Source organism: Halomonas ventosae (assembly GCF_004363555.1).
Lineage (GTDB): Bacteria > Pseudomonadota > Gammaproteobacteria > Pseudomonadales > Halomonadaceae > Halomonas > Halomonas ventosae.
On the sequence record NZ_SNZJ01000004.1, the window covers coordinates 158,663 to 174,253 of the forward strand.

General features: G+C 70.5%; 13 protein-coding genes. 9 read left to right on the forward strand and 4 right to left on the reverse strand.

Annotation, left to right across the window (positions count from 1 at the left end; translation table 11 throughout):
* Nucleotides 1-165: 165 nt before the first annotated feature.
* On the reverse strand, nt 166-2,631 hold the full coding sequence (locus DFP85_RS04825) for a DUF1266 domain-containing protein (RefSeq protein WP_133635171.1): 2,466 nt from the start codon (nt 2,629-2,631) through the stop codon (nt 166-168).
* 206 nt (nt 2,632-2,837) lie between these two features.
* Between DFP85_RS04825 and DFP85_RS04830 the strand changes: the two genes are divergently transcribed.
* The 3 genes from DFP85_RS04830 to DFP85_RS04840 all read left to right on the forward strand — a co-directional run bounded on the left by DFP85_RS04830 (nt 2,838) and on the right by DFP85_RS04840 (nt 6,394).
* Complete coding sequence (locus tag DFP85_RS04830; protein ID WP_133635172.1) at nt 2,838-4,283, forward strand: NAD-dependent succinate-semialdehyde dehydrogenase; 1,446 nt, start codon at nt 2,838-2,840, stop codon at nt 4,281-4,283.
* 34 nt (nt 4,284-4,317) lie between these two features.
* Nucleotides 4,318-5,616 (forward strand): 4-aminobutyrate--2-oxoglutarate transaminase, encoded by a 1,299-nt coding sequence (gabT, locus tag DFP85_RS04835; RefSeq protein WP_133635173.1) that lies wholly within the window; start codon nt 4,318-4,320, stop codon nt 5,614-5,616.
* A gap of 163 nt (nt 5,617-5,779) precedes the next feature.
* The gene (locus DFP85_RS04840; protein WP_133635174.1) at nt 5,780-6,394 is read left to right on the forward strand and encodes a hypothetical protein; all 615 of its coding nucleotides are present in this window, start codon (nt 5,780-5,782) and stop codon (nt 6,392-6,394) included.
* Between the two features lie 70 nt (nt 6,395-6,464).
* Here DFP85_RS04840 and DFP85_RS04845 read toward each other — a convergent pair whose 3' ends face one another.
* Complete coding sequence (locus DFP85_RS04845) at nt 6,465-6,707, reverse strand: GlsB/YeaQ/YmgE family stress response membrane protein (protein WP_133635175.1); 243 nt, start codon at nt 6,705-6,707, stop codon at nt 6,465-6,467.
* A gap of 68 nt (nt 6,708-6,775) precedes the next feature.
* Nucleotides 6,776-7,324: a DUF924 family protein gene (locus tag DFP85_RS04850; RefSeq protein WP_133635176.1), complete on the reverse strand. Its 549-nt coding sequence runs from the start codon at nt 7,322-7,324 to the stop codon at nt 6,776-6,778.
* An 85-nt stretch (nt 7,325-7,409) separates the two neighbouring features.
* On the opposite strand from DFP85_RS04850, the gene DFP85_RS04855 reads away from it, so the two are divergent.
* The 5 genes from DFP85_RS04855 (at nt 7,410) to DFP85_RS04875 (ending at nt 12,498) form a co-directional block, all read left to right on the forward strand.
* Nucleotides 7,410-7,628 carry a hypothetical protein gene (locus tag DFP85_RS04855; RefSeq protein WP_133635177.1) on the forward strand — a complete coding sequence of 73 codons (219 nt, stop codon included), beginning with the start codon at nt 7,410-7,412 and terminating at the stop codon, nt 7,626-7,628.
* Between the two features lie 165 nt (nt 7,629-7,793).
* On the forward strand, nt 7,794-9,389 hold the full coding sequence (locus DFP85_RS04860; RefSeq protein ID WP_133635178.1) for a solute:sodium symporter family transporter: 1,596 nt from the start codon (nt 7,794-7,796) through the stop codon (nt 9,387-9,389).
* A 126-nt stretch (nt 9,390-9,515) separates the two neighbouring features.
* Complete coding sequence (locus DFP85_RS04865) at nt 9,516-10,910, forward strand: YcjX family GTP-binding protein (RefSeq protein ID WP_133635179.1); 1,395 nt, start codon at nt 9,516-9,518, stop codon at nt 10,908-10,910.
* On the forward strand, nt 10,907-11,977 hold the full coding sequence (locus tag DFP85_RS04870; RefSeq protein ID WP_133635180.1) for a TIGR01620 family protein: 1,071 nt from the start codon (nt 10,907-10,909) through the stop codon (nt 11,975-11,977). The genes DFP85_RS04865 and DFP85_RS04870 overlap by 4 nt, the downstream gene beginning before the upstream one ends.
* An 80-nt stretch (nt 11,978-12,057) precedes the next feature.
* The gene (locus DFP85_RS04875) at nt 12,058-12,498 is read left to right on the forward strand and encodes a universal stress protein (RefSeq protein WP_133635181.1); all 441 of its coding nucleotides are present in this window, start codon (nt 12,058-12,060) and stop codon (nt 12,496-12,498) included.
* Between the two features lie 49 nt (nt 12,499-12,547).
* Here the strand turns inward: DFP85_RS04875 and DFP85_RS04880 are convergent, their stop codons facing one another.
* A complete protein-coding gene (locus DFP85_RS04880; RefSeq protein ID WP_133635182.1) occupies nt 12,548-13,348 on the reverse strand; it encodes a Cof-type HAD-IIB family hydrolase in 801 nt (266 codons plus the stop codon).
* Nucleotides 13,349-13,579: 231 nt separating this feature from the next.
* On the opposite strand from DFP85_RS04880, the gene DFP85_RS04885 reads away from it, so the two are divergent.
* Nucleotides 13,580-15,520: an exoribonuclease II gene (locus DFP85_RS04885; RefSeq protein WP_133635183.1), complete on the forward strand. Its 1,941-nt coding sequence runs from the start codon at nt 13,580-13,582 to the stop codon at nt 15,518-15,520.
* Nucleotides 15,521-15,591 lie beyond the last annotated feature (71 nt).

Consider the following 15,591-nt stretch of genomic DNA (forward strand, 5'->3'; position numbering starts at 1 on the left):
CCGGTCTGCGGATAGTGTCGCTGTGGCAGTGCTGCCGGGAGCGGCCCGGTATCACTGCCAGAGCGGCCTGTCGGCGGCTCGCTGCCTGGCGAAGGCTCCCGACAGGAGGAGCCATGTCATCAATATCGTTGACTATAAACCATACTTTCTTATCACGGCGAGCCCTCAGTGGAGGGTACGGCTGTCGCCCGGCAGCGTATCGATGTGCAGCGGCGCCCAGTGGCGTGGCCGCGCCCCGGGAAAGTCGAGGCTGGCCCAGGCCCCCGCCAGCGGCGGCGCCCCCGAGAGCCAGGCCACCAGGGCCTGGCGGAAGCCGGCCAGGAAGCTCTCGCGCTCTGGCGTCTCGCCCATGAAGAACGAGAAGCCGGCGTGCAGACCGCGGGCATACTCCTCCCAGCCCGCATAGTGCTCGCCGGCCAGCCCATGGGCACGCTCGAGCAGCCCCAGGAACGCCGCCTCGCCGAGCCAGCCCAGCTGGCGGCCGGCGATGGCCAGGTCCACGGCCTGGGCGATGTCCCAGGCCGCCAGATCGACCTCGTTGCAGCCGTCCTCGTTGTCCCTGACCCGCTGCAGGCGCAACAGGTGGGCGCCCTCCTCCTCGCTGCACTCGCCGCTCTCGAGGGTGGCGATCTCCGAGGCCAGCCGCCCGTGATTGAGCGTGTAGGGGGCATAGTTGATCTGGTACTCCTGGCGATCGCCGGCCTCGATCAGGTACTCGAGGAACTCGCCCAGCTCCGCCTCCCCGTGGAGGGCATAGTGCCCATCGACCCAGTCGCGGATGGCCGCGCACTCGCGCTCGCTCTCTGGCTGCGGCAGGCTCCAGGCCGGACTGTTGAGCGGCCCGACCAGCGCCATGGCGGTGAAGTGGGCGAGCGTCGGTCGCGGCCCGGGCTCGTGCCACGCCCCGACGCGCCAGTCCAGCCAGTGGAAGAGGCTCCCGGGATCCTCCAGATGCCAGCGGATCTCGGCCAGCATGGGGGGCTGCTCGGGCTCGGGCAGCAGGGTCTCCCAGTGGGCCCAGGCCTGCAGCAGGCGACGGGCATCGGGATAGAAGCGGCACAGCGAGCCCTGCAGGGCCTCGGCCAGGCCGGCCAGGCGGGACGCGTCGAAGTCTCCGCTGTCCATGGCCATCTGCAGGTGGAAGGCGAACTTCTCGGCCATGTGGATGGTCGCGGCGTGGCGGCTGGCCTGCCGGAGGGCATCGCGGCTCGCCAGCTCGTCCGGGACCGGGTGGCCGAAGGGGGTCTCGGCCGGCGGCAGGGCAGCGTGGGCGGCATCCGCCGCCAGCTGGTTGAGGTGGTGAGCCTGGGCCGGCAGCCAGTAGCGGGAGAGCGCCTCGACGCCCTCGTCGGCATGCAGGTCGAGGGTCTCGACCAGGTAGTGGCGCGCCTCCTCGCGCCGCGCGACCGGCAGCTCGGGCAGCGGCCCCTGGCGGGCGGCGAACTCGGGCTCGCGCACCGCGGCCAGCGCCAGCGTCCAGTGACGGGGGTCACCACGCCAGGCCCGCAGGGCATCACGCGAGGCCGCGATGAGCTCCTCCGTCACCAGCCCCTGCAGGGCCGGGCGCCAGGGACTCACCGGCGAATGCAACAGCAGCGCCCAGTCCGCCTGGAGGGCGGGCAGCAGGTTGCGCCCCTCGAACAGGCTGCGCCCGCGCTGGTAGGCCCGGGCCAGGGCCGCCCAGTCGCTGTAGCGGCGCAGCGCCAGGTCGGCGCCGTGGACGGCGAAGTCGCGGGCCTCCCGCGCATCGAGCCAGCCCAGGCAGGCGCCGGCCCAGGCCAGGTCGATCAGCCGCAGCCAGTCCCAGGCGGCCCACTCCAGCGGCTCGCCCTGATCGAGAAAGCCCAGCAGCACCCGGCCGTAGTCCCGCTCTGTGCCGGCCAGGGCTTCCTGCCACTGCCGGCGCATCCCGGCATCCGCCTCGAGCAGGCGTCCGGCATCCAGGTCCCAGGCCTGGCGATCGCCCTGGGAGGCCAGCCACAGCAGGCTGCGCACCAGGTCCTCGCGGCTGCGAATCTCCCAGGCCTCCTCCAGCCAGCCCGCCAGCCCCTGCCAGTCCTGGGGGCCGGCGGGCAGCTCGACGACCGGCGAGAAGGCGGCGCGCAACCGCCAGACCTGATCCTCGGGGGCCGACGGCCAGAGCGCGAGTGGCATGGCATGGGTAGCCAGCCACTCCTGCATCATCTCCCAGGTCACCCCCTCTCCGTCGTGCTCCAGAACAGAGAGGGCCTCGCAGGCCTCGAAGAAGCCGTCATCGCCACGCACCCAGCCCTCGGCGCTGCGGGCATGCAGCAGCGCCTCCAGCCAGGCATCGAGGCTCGCGTGGTGGGCGCTGACCTCCTCGGCGATCCGCTGGGCCCAGGCCCGGGCGCGCGACTCCCCGAGCCAGCCCGCCGCACCGCCCAGGGCGATGACCTCCAGCCCGGCCAGCAGCCTGGCCGGGTCGACGCCGGCGCCGCCGGCGCCCAGGGCCTCCAGCAGGCACCAGCCCAGCTCGCCACGGTCGGCCACCCCGAGGGCGGCCAGCCGCTCGACGGCCATATCGGCCTCCACCGTCAGGGGATCGGGTGTGAAGGCCCAGTCACACAGCACCAGCTGCTGGGCCCACCAGGCATTCAGGGGATCGACCAAGGCTCACCTCGCCATAAAACCGGAACAGGAACGTGCCGCGCCGCGCACCGCGGCGAGTCGGCGCCATAGTGTAGCGGAAAGCGTTGCCGGCGCCGATGGCCGTGTGGCCAGCGACCGCGAAAAACGGGCGACATCGGGGCTTGGCGACTTGTTTTAAATAATGCACACTCGTCCAACAAGATGACCACCCCCGACGAGGAGTTCCCATGTCCGCGGATCCCCAGCTGCTGATCGACAAGGCCTATGTGGCCGGCCAGTGGCGCGAAGGCGCACGCCGCTTCGCCGTGACCAACCCCGCCACCGGCGAGCCCCTGGCCGAGGTCCCGGACCTCGATGCCGAGGAGGCCCGCGAGGCCGTCGCTGCCGCGTCGGACGCCTGGCCGGCCTGGAAGCGGCGCACCGCAAAGGAGCGCGCCGCCCTGCTGCGCGCCTGGTACGAGGCCATCATGGCCCACCAGGAAGCCCTGGCGCGTCTGATGACCCTGGAACAGGGCAAGCCGCTGGCCGAGGCCCGCGGCGAGGTGGCCTACGGCGCCTCCTTCGTGGAGTACTACGCCGAGGAGGCCAAGCGCGTCGCCGGCGAGACCCTGCCCAGCCACGGCGTGGACAAGCGCATCCTGGTGTTCCGCGAGCCGATCGGCGTGGTGGCGGCCATCACCCCCTGGAACTTCCCGCTGGCGATGATTACCCGCAAGTGCGCCCCGGCCCTGGCCGCCGGCTGCCCGGTGGTGATCAAGCCCGCCGAGGCCACCCCGCTCACCGCCCTGGCCCTGGTGAAGCTCGCCGAGGAGGTCGGCTTCCCGGCCGGGGTGATCAACGTCGTCACCGCCTCCCGGCCGGCCGAGATCGGCGAGGTGCTGACCACCGACCCGCGGGTGCGCAAGATCTCCTTCACCGGTTCCACCCCCGTGGGCAAGCGGCTGCTTGCCCAGTGCGCCGGCACCGTCAAGAAGGCCTCCATGGAACTGGGCGGCAACGCCCCCTTCATCGTCTTCGACGACGCCGACCTGGATGCCGCCGTCGAGGGGGCGGTGGCCTCCAAGTACCGAAACTCCGGCCAGACCTGCGTCTGCACCAACCGCCTGCTGGTGCAGGCAGGTGTCTACGAGGCCTTCCTGGAGAAGCTGGCCGCACGTGTGGCCCAGCTCCAGGTCGGCAACGGCCTCGACGAGGGCGTGGTGCAGGGCCCGCTGATCAACGCCGCCGCCGTGGAGAAGGTACAGAGCCACGTACGCGACGCCCTGGACAAGGGCGGCCGGCTGGTCTGCGGCGGCGAACCCCATGCGCTGGGTGGCACCTTCTTCCAGCCGACGATCATTGCCGACGTGACCGAGGAGATGAAGGTGGCCACCGAGGAGACCTTCGGCCCCCTGGCGCCGGTGTTCCGCTTCGAGACGGAGGAGGAGGCCATCGCCATGGCCAACGCCACCGAGTTCGGTCTTGCCGCCTACTTCTATGCCCGCGACTATCGTCGTATCTGGCATGTCATGGAAGGGCTGGAATATGGCATGGTGGCAGTGAACGAAGGCATTCTCTCCACCGAGCTGGCGCCCTTCGGTGGGGTCAAGGAGTCGGGGCTGGGACGCGAGGGGTCGCGCCACGGCCTGGATGAGTACACTGAACTAAAATACGTCTGTGTCGGCGGCCTGTGATCGCCCGCAGCCTCTTACCAAGGAGACAGGACCCATGAACAACGCAGAACTCAACGAACTCAAGCAGCGCTACGTGGCCAGCGGCGCAGCCAGCCCGGCCACCCAGTTTGCCGACCGCGCCGAGAACGCCCTGGTGTGGGACGCCGACGGCAATCGCATCATCGATTTCGCCGGCGGCATCGGCGTGCTCAACATCGGCCACCGCCATCCCAAGGTGGTCCAGGCGGTCAAGGACCAGCTCGACAAGGTGATGCACACCTGCCAGACCGTGATGCCCTATGAGGGCTACGTGAAGGTGGCCGAGAAGCTCAGCCAGGTCACCCCGGTGCGCGGCCACGCCAAGGTGATGCTGGCCAACTCCGGGGCCGAGGCGCTGGAGAACGCCGTCAAGGTCGCTCGCGCCGCCACCGGCAAGAACAACGTGATCTGCTTCGACGGCGGCTACCACGGCCGCACCTTCATGACCATGGCCATGAACGGCAAGGTCGCGCCCTACGCCACCGACTTCGGCTCCATGCCGGGCAACGTCTTCCGCGCCCCCTACCCGGTGCCCTACCACGGGGTCAGCGAGGACGAGGCCCTGCGCGGCCTGAAGATGGCGCTGAAGACCGATGCCAACCCGCGCGACACCGCGGCCATCGTGCTGGAGCCGGTGCTCGGCGAGGGCGGCTTCTATCCGGCGCCGACGAGCTTCCTCAAGGCGATCCGCGAGATCTGTGACGAGCACGGCATGCTGATGATCGTCGACGAGGTGCAGTCCGGCTTCGGGCGCACCGGCAAGCTGTTCGCCATCGAGCACAGCGGCGTCGAGCCCGACATCATCACCATGGCCAAGAGCATGGCCGATGGCATGCCGATCTCCGCGGTGGTCGGCACCGACAAGCACATGGACGCCTCCGGCCCCAACTCCCTGGGCGGCACCTACACCGGCAGCCCGGTCTCCTGCGCGGCCACCCTGGCTGTGCTCGAGGTCTTCGAGCAGGAGAACATCCTCGAGAAGAGCCAGGCGCTCGGCGACAAGCTGGCCAAGCGCTTCGCCCAGTGGCAGCAGACGTTCGACTGCGTCGACAACGGCCGCAACATGGGCGCCATGGCGGCCATCGACCTCGTCTCCGACAAGGCCAATCACACCCCGGACGCCGACCTGGCCGGCGCGCTGTGCAAGAAGGCCCGCGAGAAGGGGCTGATCCTGCTCTCCTGCGGCCTCTACGGCAACACCATCCGCTTCCTGATGCCGGTCACCATCGAGGACGAGGTGCTCGAGGAAGGCCTCGCCATCGTCGAGGAGTCCCTCAAGGAACTGGTCGGCAGCAAGAGCGCCGCCACCGCCTGATCGGGCTCGACCGGAAACGGCACACGCCCCTACCGCCCGGCTGGAGACAGCCGGGCGGTTCGCGTTGGCGCCCAGGGCGTTGACGCCATGAGGCCGAAACCCTGCTATGGTCGCTACCTGCCGCTCGGCCCCTCGCTACCCGCTCGCACATCGGAATGGCGCCATGATCCTTCGCACGCTCTCCCTGCTGCGCTCCCTGCAGGGCGCTCATCACACGGTCACCGATGCCCAGGCCCGCATCCAGCAGGCCTGCGACTACCGCTGGCTGCGGCGACAGCTGGGCCACGGAGTGGTCGCTGCCCGGCAGGGCTCGCTGGCCGACGGCACCCCCGCCGTCTCGGTGGTGCTGCCCTTCGTGGCCACCCCGGCGCGGCGCCGCGGGGGGCGCTGGCCAGAGGACCCCGACGAGCGGGAGCGCTGCTTCGTGGAGGGGGCCCACGCCTGCCGGGCGGCCGGGGCCCCGGGCTACCGCAAGCTGGAGAGCCTCTCCCAGGGGCTGGCCCAGGGCGGCATGGCCATATTGAAGGACGCGGCACGCCTCCAGTACCTGCTCGACCAGCAGGCCCTGCGGCTCACCTGGCGGCGCTCGGGCACCCTGCCGCCCGACCTCGCCCGGCAACTCGGCCGCCGCCTGACCGACGGCGATGCCGAGCGCCACGGCCTCTTCCTGCTGACCCTCAAGGTGCCCGCCCCGCCCCCCGAGGGCTCGCCGAACGGTGCCTGGCTGGACGCCAGCCTGGATCGCTACCGGCGCATCCTGCCGACCCCCGCCGGCTGATACACCACGCGAAACCGCCCGGCTGTCTCCAGCCGGGCGGTTTTTCGCGCGTCGGGTCGGGCCCGCTGCCTCAGGCCTTCTTGACCTTGGCGATCACCCACAGCAGCACCACGGCCCCGACGATGGCGGTGACCAGCGAGCCGATGAAACCGCCCGCCTGCAGGCCCAGCAGGCTGAACAGCCCCCCGCCGATGACGGCCCCCACCACGCCGACCCCGATATTGCCAAGGATGCCGAAGCCGCCGCCGCGAATGATATGGCCGGCGATCCAGCCGGCCAGGCCACCGATGATCAACCAGGCAATGATTCCCATGGCATACACTCCTTTTTCCTTGGTGAAGGTGGTTCGATGGTGCCTTGCCGGGCGCCGGGAGAAAAGCCTCAGAACGCGGAACCGGGCTGCTCGAGGAAAGCCCGCTCCTCGCGGGTGGAGTCCCGCCCCAGCACGGCATTGCGATGGGGATAGCGGCCGAAGCGCGCGATGACCTCGCGGTGACGGTGCGCGTGGCGCAGGTTCTCCTCCAGCCCCGGCTGGGCGAACAGGCGCATCGCCTCGTCATGGATCGCCAGCGACTCGCTGTGCATGTAGGGCATGAAGAGGAAGGCCCGCCAGGGCACGTCCAGCAGCCGGTCCGCGCGCTGGGCGACCGCCTCCTGGGCCAATACCAGGGCCACCGGGTCCCAGGCGAAGGCGAGGGACGCCCCGCGATGAATGTTGCGCGGGAACTGGTCGAGCAGGATCACCTCGGCCAGACGGCCGCGGGCGGACGCCCGCCACTGCCAGAACTCGCCACGCCCCGCGGCCGCGAGCCAGTCGCCGAAGCGCCGTGCGATCTCGGCATCCAGGGCCGGGTCCTTGCGAAACCACTGGGCGGGCGCGAGCTCCCTGAACCAGAAGTCGATCACCACCTCGGGGCGACGCTCTTCCATGATGGCCTCCTCTTCGCCCCGGGGTGGAGCTGGTACCATCACAGGGTAGCCGCCCCACCCCCTGCCCACCACCGAAGGGAGCCACATGACCACCTACGACCTGCTGCAGATGCTGGGTTACGTCTTCAACATCCTCGGCCTGCTGGTCTGCATCGGCGGCCTGACCCTGGCCCGTCGTCCCGACCGCCGCCTGCTCGGCCGCAGCCTCGCGGTGCTGGGGTTCGTGATCGCCGCGGCCCCCGTGCTGGTACAGCTCCTCGGCCTGGTCGAGCCCGTGCCGGTGAGTGCCCTGCCGCCCCGCTAGCCGGGATGACAGTGCCCCACCAATGTCGGACAATTAGACGAAAGGTGAATGGCGGTGCCGAGTCACGGGACTAGACTCGCCCACCATCCTGGTAAGTTTACCTACATTCCTGCCGCAAACGACGCATATGCGGCCGAATCCACCCCTCACAAGGATGTTTCCAACATGCACGCCCTGACCCTGGCGTCCTTCCTCTTCTTCACGGGGCTGGTCGCCTTCATCACCTGGCGCATCACGCGCCGCGACGACCACTCGACCTCCAGCGGCTTCTTCCTGGCCGGGCGCAGCCTGACCTTCCCGCTGATCGCCGGGTCGCTCTTGATGACCAACCTCTCCACCGAGCAGATGGTGGGGCTCAACGGCGCAGCCTTCAGCGATGGCCTCTCGGTGATGGCCTGGGAGGTGGTGGCGGTCATCGCCCTGGTGGCGCTGGCGCTGTTCTTCCTGCCGCGCTTCCTGAGGAGCGGCATCGCCACCCTGCCCCAGCTGCTGGAGCTGCGCTTCGACAAGACCACCCAGCTGATCACCAACATCATCTTCCTGATCGCCTATGCGGTGATCCTGCTGCCGATCATCCTCTACTCCGGCGCCATGGGCCTGCAGGGCATGCTTGACCTGCAGGGGCTCACTGGCATCGAATCGCCCACCGTGCTGCTGTGGCTGACGGTCTGGCTGGTGGGGCTGATCGGCTCCGTCTATGCCCTGTTCGGTGGGCTGCGCACCGTCGCCGTCTCCGACACCCTCAACGGCGTGGGGCTGCTGGTCGGCGGCTTCGTGATCGTCTACTTCGGCCTGCAGGCGGTGAGCAGCGACGGCGGCATCCTGGAGGGCTGGGCGATCCTCAAGGAGAGCGACCCCGAGATGCTCAACTCCATCGGGACCAGCGAGCAGCAGGTGCCCTTCGCGACACTCTTCACCGGGGTCTTCCTGATCAACCTCTTCTACTGGACCACCAACCAGCAGATCATCCAGCGCACCTTCGCCGCCAAGACCCTCGCCGAGGGCCAGAAGGGCGTGCTGCTGACCGGCTTCTTCAAGCTGCTCGGCCCCCTCTACCTGGTGCTGCCCGGGATCATCGCCTTCCACCTCTATGCCGACCAGGGCGTGCGCGCCGACGAGGCCTATGGCCACCTGGTGTTCAACGTGCTGCCCGCGCCGCTCACCGGCTTCTTCGCCGCGGTGATGGTCGGCGCCATCCTGTCGTCGTTCAACTCCGCGCTCAACAGCACCACGACCCTGTTCAGCCTCGGCTTCTACAAGGTGGTGCTCAACAAGGACGCCAGCGAGGCGCAGGTGGTGCGCTCGAGCAAGGTCTTCGGCTGGATCATGGCCGTCGCCGCCATGACCATCGCCCCGCTGCTGGCCGGCCAGGAGAGCCTGTTCGGCTACCTGCAGAAGATGAACGCCATCTATTTCATCCCCATCCTGGCCGTGGTGCTGGTGGGCCTGCTGACCCGTCGCGTGCCGGCCCTGGCGGCCAAGGTGGCGCTGGTGGGCGGCTGCCTGCTGATCTTCGCCGGCTACTTCATCCCGCCCTTCGACAGGCTGCCGGTGGTGATGCACGAGTTCCACTTCGTGGCCAGCGTCTTCGTGCTGCTGGTGGCGGTGATGCTGCTGATCGGCCGGCTGCGTCCCCGCGAGACCGCCTGGGTCCACGAGGACAGCGGCGCCGTCGACCTGACCCCCTGGCGGGGCGCCATCCCCGCCGGCATCGTGCTGGTGATCCTGGTGATCGCCATCTACGCGGCCTTCGCCGGCTGACGCCGCCAGGCCCTCTCCTCGCTGCCCCGCCCCGCGCGGGGCAGCGTCGTTTCATGATCCCACGCCTTGTCAGGCGCGCGCCCGACCCGCACATTAGGGCAGCATACGACCCCGCAAGGACGCCCCATGCGCACCCCGCTGACCCGTGAACTCCATGATCTGCTCGAGCGCGGCCGCGACCGCCAGCTGCGCCTGGCGGTGACCGGCCTGTCGCGCTCGGGCAAGACGGCCTTCCTCACCTCGCTGGTCAACCAGCTGCGCCATGCCGGCCTCGAGGCGCGACTCGACCTGCTGCCGGCTGCCCGCGAGGGGCGCCTGCTCGGCGCCCGACGCGTGCAGCAGCAGGACCTCGCCGTGCCGCGCTTCCCCTACGACCAGGCGATGCTGGCGCTGGATGACCAGCCCCCACGCTGGCCCGAGCCGACCCGCGGCATCAGCGAGCTGCGCCTGGCGATCCGCTACCGGCCGTCACGGCGTGGCCTGCTCGGTGGCGAGACCCGCCAGCTGACCCTGGACCTCTTCGACTACCCCGGGGAGTGGCTGCTCGACCTGCCGCTGCTGGAGCACGACTATCTGAGCTGGAGCCGGGCCCAGCGGCATGACGGCGGCAGCGAGCGTTCCGCCCTGTTCGCCGACTGGCACCGCGCGGTGGCCGCCCTCGACCCCGCCGAGGAGGTCGACGAGGCGCGCCTGGCCGAGATCGCCGAGCTGTATGCCAGGGGACTGCGGGCCGCCCGGGAGGCCGGCTTCGCCGACCTGCAGCCGGGACGCTTCCTGCTGCCCGGGGAGCTCGAGGGGGCCCCGGTGCTGCAGTTCTTTCCCCTGCCGGGCATCAGGGAGGCCGACCGCGACGAACTCGCCGCCCTGCCGGCAGAGAGCCTCTATGCTACCCTCGCCCGGCGCTTTCGCCACTACCAGCAGCACATCGTCAAGCCCTTCTATCGTGAACACTTCCGCCGCTTCGACCGCCAGATCGTGCTGGTCGACGTGCTCGGGGCCCTCAACGCCGGGCCGGAGCACTTCGAGGACCTATCCCGCGCCCTGTCGAACCTGATGCAGAGCTTCGACTATGGCCGACGCAGCCTGCTGACGCGGCTGTTCGCCCCGCGCATCGACCGCCTGGCCATCGCCGCCACCAAGGCCGACCACGTCACCCCCGAGCAGCACGGCCGCCTGGTCGCCCTGCTCGAGGCGCTGCTCGCCGACCCGCTGAAGGACCTGCGCTTCGCCGACGTGCCGGTCCGGGCCCTGTCGCTGGCGGCGATCCGCGCCACCCAGAGCCGCGAGGTCAGCCAGCAGGGGCGACGTACCCCGGCCCTGCGCGGCACCACCCTGGCCGGCGAGTCGCTGCTGCTGTTCCCCGGCGAGGTCCCCGACCGGCTGCCGGGGGCGGACTTCTGGACCCGCCAGGGCTTCGACTTCACGGCCTTTCGCCCCCTGCCCCGCGAGAAGGGGGCACCGCTGCCCCACATCCGCATGGATGCCGCCCTGGACTGGTTGATCGGAGACAAGCTGTCATGACCCCTTCCCGCGAACAGGACCCTCGCCCGGGCGAGCGCTTCACCCTCGATGACGCGCCGGCCCCGGAGGCCGAGGCTCGGGATCCCCGGCCCGGGCGGCACTTCGAGGCCGGACTGCCGAGCCAGCCGCTGGACGACCCCCAGGCCGATGCGGCCCCCGGCGAAAAGGCGCTGGGGGATAGCCTGATGCGCCCGCGCAAGCGGCGCTGGGGACTGCTCGCCCTGCTCGGCGGCAGCCTGGGCCTGGGCGCGGTGGAGGCCGGCCGGACCCTGCAGGCCGCCAGCCTCGGCGGCGACTGGCTGGCCGGCGGCTGGAGCCTGCTGCTGCTGCTGGCCCTGGGGCTCGGCGGTTCGGCCCTGCTGCGCGAGCTGTGGCGCCTGCGCCGCCTGGCCCGCCACGCCCGGCTGCGCGAGCGCCTCGCCGCCCTGTCCGAGGCCACCCCCGCCCGGGCACAGTCGCTGGCCGGGCAGCTGCGCCGCGACCTCGGCCTGGACGACGACCACCCCCACTGGCAGGCCTTCCTGGCCGCCCGCGAGCCCCACCATGACGGGCGCGACACCCGGGCGCTGCTCACCCATCACCTGCTCGCCCCCCGCGACCGGGAGGCCCGCCGGCTGATCTCGCGGATGTCCGGCGAGACGGCGGTGATGGTGGCGGTGAGCCCCTTGACCCTGGTCGACATGGCGCTGGTCGCCTGGCGCCACCTGGCGATGGTCGACCGCCTGTGCCGCCTCTACGGGCTGGAACTGGGCTATGCGGCACGCCTGCGGCTGCTGCGCAGCGTGCTCTACCAGATGGCCTTCGCCGGGGCCAGCGAGATCGCCAGCGAGGCGAGCATGCAGATGCTGTCGATGGACCTGGCCGGCAAGCTCTCGACGCGTGCCGCCCAGGGCCTCGGCGTCGGGCTGCTGGGGGCGCGGCTGGGACTGCGCACCCAGCGCCTGGCCCGGCCGCTGGACTTCGCCGCGGAGGAGGCCCCCCGCATGGCCGACCTGCGCCGCGACCTCTGGCAGCAGTTGCGCCGCCTGGAGGCCGGCGAGGAGAGGGCGAAGGCGCGCCATCCTTGACCCGGATCATGACACCGCGCCGACGGGTGACTAGGCTCCTCGGTAGGTACTCCCGCCATCACCCCTGAAGGATGACCCTCATGTTCAACTCCATCCTGGTGCCCGTCGACGGCTCCGAGCACGCCAAGAAGGCCCTCTCCGTGGCCTGCCAGCTGGCCCGACAGGAGAACGCCACCCTGCACCTGCTGCACATCCCCGAGGAACTCGCCCACGAGACCACCCTGGTGTGGGGCATCGGCGCCATCGCCGTCGAGGCCTCGCGAGAGGAGCGCGAGGCGGCCGGCAAGCAGGTCGTGGACCGCGCCGCCGAGGCGGCAAGTGAACTCGGCGTCACCAACCTCGAGACGGTCATCGGCCAGGGCGACCCGGCCCGCACCATCATCAGCGAGGCCCGCCGCCGCGGCGTCGACGCCATCGTCATGGGCAGTCGCGGCCTGAGCGACCTCAAGGGGCTGGTGGTCGGCAGCGTCTCCCACAAGGTCAGCCACGCGGCCGACTGCACCGTGATCACCGTGCGCTGAAAGGCGACGAACCCGCCCATCGACGGCAACCGCGGGCGCCGTCATGCATTCATGACAGGCCGAAGCGCTCGCGCAGCCGCGCGGCCACGGCCTGCTCATCGTGATGGCCGATGCGCTCGGCCGCGGGAAGCCGGACACCCAGGTCGGGATGGGCATTGGCCATGAGGTGGGCCTCGCCGGCCAGGGCGAGCATCTCGACGTCGTTGAGGTTGTCGCCGAAGGCCAGGCACGCCTCGGGGCCGAGCCCCAGGCGTTCGAGCAGCGCGGCGAGGGCGGTGCCCTTGTTCACGCCCCCGGCCATGATCTCCAGCGACGTGGCCATCGACCAGGTCAGGTGCAGCCGCTCGCCATGGCGGGCGCGGATCGTCGCCGCCAGCCGCTCGACCTCGCCCGGGTCGCCGATATAGAGCACCTTGCCGACCCCCTCGCCGTCGAGTTCGCCGGGGTCGGCGACCCGGTAGCCGAAGCCGGTGTGGGCATGCAGTGCCAGCAGGCCGGGCGCCTCGGCATCGATCAGCCACTCGTGCTCCCGGTAGAGGTTGAGCCGCACCGCGGCGGGGCGCGGCAAGGCGATCAGCTCCCGGGCCAGCGAGGCCTCCAGGTGGCGGGCGCTGACCAGGCGGTCCTCGGTATCGTGGAGATAGGCGCCGTTGGTGCTGATCACGTGCACCGGCACGCCCAGGCGCTCGCGGAAGCGCTGCATGTCCCGGAAATGGCGCCCCGAGGCGAAGGCCAGGTGGTGGCCCTGTCCCGCCAGGGCACGCAGGGTGTCGACGGTCTCCGGGGGCAGGTCATGGTCGGCCCCGAGCAGGGTGCCGTCGAGGTCGGAGACGATCAGTCGTGGGGTCATGGGGCCTTCTTCCGCTGCCGTGAACCCGGAAAGGCTACCGAAGGCGACCCCGGCTGTCTTCCCTGACGAGTACCGACGGCCGTTATCGAGGCGTTCAACGGGCAGCCACACCCGCCCTGTGACCGAGGCGCCTTCGCAACCAACTGATTCCTCGTGGTGCCCGGCACGGCGTTTGGCGCCGGGGTCGCGAATCCGTATAGTGAGCCCCCTACCCGCCAACCGATCGTGACCATGCTGCAGAACAACTCGGCGCTTGCCCAGCTCAAGCAACAGATCCGCTCCAACACCCCTCGCGTCGAGGGCGTGATCAAGGCCACCGACAGGGGCTTCGGTTTCCTCGAGACCGACGACGGCAACTCCTACTTCGTGCCGCCCCCCGCCATGAAGCTGGTGCTGCATGGTGACCGCGTCGAGGCCATCCTCCACGAGGAGGGTGACAAGACCTCGGTCGAGCCCGACACCCTGATCGAGACCGGCATGCAGCGCTTCATCGCCCGGGTGCAGAAGCGCGACGGTCGCCTGGCGGTGATTCCCGATCATCCCTCGATCAAGACCGCCCTCAAGGCGCGCATCAAGCGCAGCCTCGATGAGGCGAGCATCGCCGACGGCGACTGGGTGGTGGCCCGCCTGGTGCGCCATCCCCTCAAGCCCGATGACCGCGCCTTCTTCACCCAGATCGACGAGCTGGTGGCCAAGACCGACGACCCGGCCGTGCCGTGGCGCGTGACCCTGGCTCGCCATGCCCTGGAGCAGGAGTGCCCGGACGCCGGCGACGACTGGCCACTGCGCGACGAGGGCCTCGAACGCGAGGACCTGACCGCCGAGCCCTTCTTCACCATCGACGGCGAGAAGACCCGCGACATGGATGACGCCCTGCGCATCCGTCCCCACGAGGATGGCGGCTGGTCGCTGACCGTGGCCATCGCCGACCCCACCGCCTACGTGGAAGAGGGGCATGCCGCCGACCTGGAGGCCCGCACCCGCGCCTTCACCGTCTACCTGCCGGGCCAGAACGTCACCATGCTCCCCGAGCAGCTGGCCGACGACCTCTGCTCGCTGTGGGAGGACAAGGATCGCCCGGTGCTGGCCTGCACCCTGGAGGTCGGCGCCGATGGCAGCCTCGGCGACTACCGTTTCTTCGCCGCTACCGCGCGCTCCCATGCCAAGCTCGCCTATGACCGGGTCTCCGACTGGCTCGAGGGTCAGGGCGACTGGGCGCCGGCCGAGGCGATCGGCGAACAGCTCAAGGCACTCGAAGCCATGACCGAGGCCCGCAGCGCCTGGCGGGCGGCCCATGCCCTGATGTTCAAGGACCGGCCCGACTTCGTCTTCGACCTGGACGAGGCCGGCAACGTGCTGGACATCCGCACCGAGCATCGGCGCATCGCCAACCGCATGATCGAGGAGTCGATGATCGCCGCCAACGCCTGCTGCGCGCACCTGCTTGCCGAGCACGTCGGCCACGGCATCTTCAATGTCCACCGCGCCTTCGAGCCGGAGAAGGCCGAGGCCGCCCAGGAGTTCCTGGCCAGCCAGGACATCCAGGTGGAGCAGGAGCAGCTCACCGAGCTGCCCCGCTACACCGAGCTCAAGCGCGAGCTCGAGGGCCGCGACGACGCCTGGCTGGATGCCCGCCTGCGCCGCTTCCAGGGCTTCACCAGCATGTCCGCCCAGCCCGGCCCGCACTTCGGCCTGGGCCTTTCCGCCTATGCCACCTGGACCTCGCCGATCCGCAAGTACGGCGACATGGTCAACCACCGCCTGATCAAGCGCGTCCTCAAGGGCGAGCAGGCCCCGGCCGAGGCCAGCCAGCAGCTCACCGAGCAGCTCACCGAGCGCCGCCGCCTGAACCGCATGGCCGAACGCGACGTCAAGGACTGGCTCTACGTGCGCTACCTGACCCCGGCCGCCGAGGCCCAGGAGACCTTCGAGGCCGAGGTCATCGCCGTCAACCGCGGCGGCATGCGGGTACGCCTGACCGCCAACGGCGCCACCGCCTTCATCCCCGCCCCGCTGATGCACAGCGACCGCACCAAGGTGGCGATCGACGACAAGGAGGGGCGCGTCCAGGTCGAGGGCGAGGAGCGCTTCAAGCTCGGCGACGTGATCCGCGTGGCGCTGACCGAGGCCCGCGAGGAGACCCGCTCGCTGGTGGGTCGCCCCGCGGACTGACCGCTCGGTAACCACAGGCAGCACAGGACGGCGACCCTCGGGTCGCCGTCTTGCGTTGCGGCTGTCGCAAG

What these genes read in the sequence shown, in the direction of transcription:
- DFP85_RS04880 (WP_133635182.1), bottom strand. Translation starts at nt 13,348, where the DNA reads ATGACCCCACGACTGATCGTCTCCGACCTCGACGGCACCCTGCTCGGG.
- gabT (WP_133635173.1), top strand. Translation starts at nt 4,318, where the DNA reads ATGAACAACGCAGAACTCAACGAACTCAAGCAGCGCTACGTGGCCAGC.
- DFP85_RS04870 (WP_133635180.1), top strand. Translation starts at nt 10,907, where the DNA reads ATGACCCCTTCCCGCGAACAGGACCCTCGCCCGGGCGAGCGCTTCACC.
- DFP85_RS04855 (WP_133635177.1), top strand. Translation starts at nt 7,410, where the DNA reads ATGACCACCTACGACCTGCTGCAGATGCTGGGTTACGTCTTCAACATC.
- DFP85_RS04840 (WP_133635174.1), top strand. Translation starts at nt 5,780, where the DNA reads ATGATCCTTCGCACGCTCTCCCTGCTGCGCTCCCTGCAGGGCGCTCAT.
- DFP85_RS04875 (WP_133635181.1), top strand. Translation starts at nt 12,058, where the DNA reads ATGTTCAACTCCATCCTGGTGCCCGTCGACGGCTCCGAGCACGCCAAG.
- DFP85_RS04885 (WP_133635183.1), top strand. Translation starts at nt 13,580, where the DNA reads ATGCTGCAGAACAACTCGGCGCTTGCCCAGCTCAAGCAACAGATCCGC.
- DFP85_RS04830 (WP_133635172.1), top strand. Translation starts at nt 2,838, where the DNA reads ATGTCCGCGGATCCCCAGCTGCTGATCGACAAGGCCTATGTGGCCGGC.
- DFP85_RS04850 (WP_133635176.1), bottom strand. Translation starts at nt 7,324, where the DNA reads ATGGAAGAGCGTCGCCCCGAGGTGGTGATCGACTTCTGGTTCAGGGAG.
- DFP85_RS04860 (WP_133635178.1), top strand. Translation starts at nt 7,794, where the DNA reads ATGCACGCCCTGACCCTGGCGTCCTTCCTCTTCTTCACGGGGCTGGTC.
- DFP85_RS04845 (WP_133635175.1), bottom strand. Translation starts at nt 6,707, where the DNA reads ATGGGAATCATTGCCTGGTTGATCATCGGTGGCCTGGCCGGCTGGATC.
- DFP85_RS04865 (WP_133635179.1), top strand. Translation starts at nt 9,516, where the DNA reads ATGCGCACCCCGCTGACCCGTGAACTCCATGATCTGCTCGAGCGCGGC.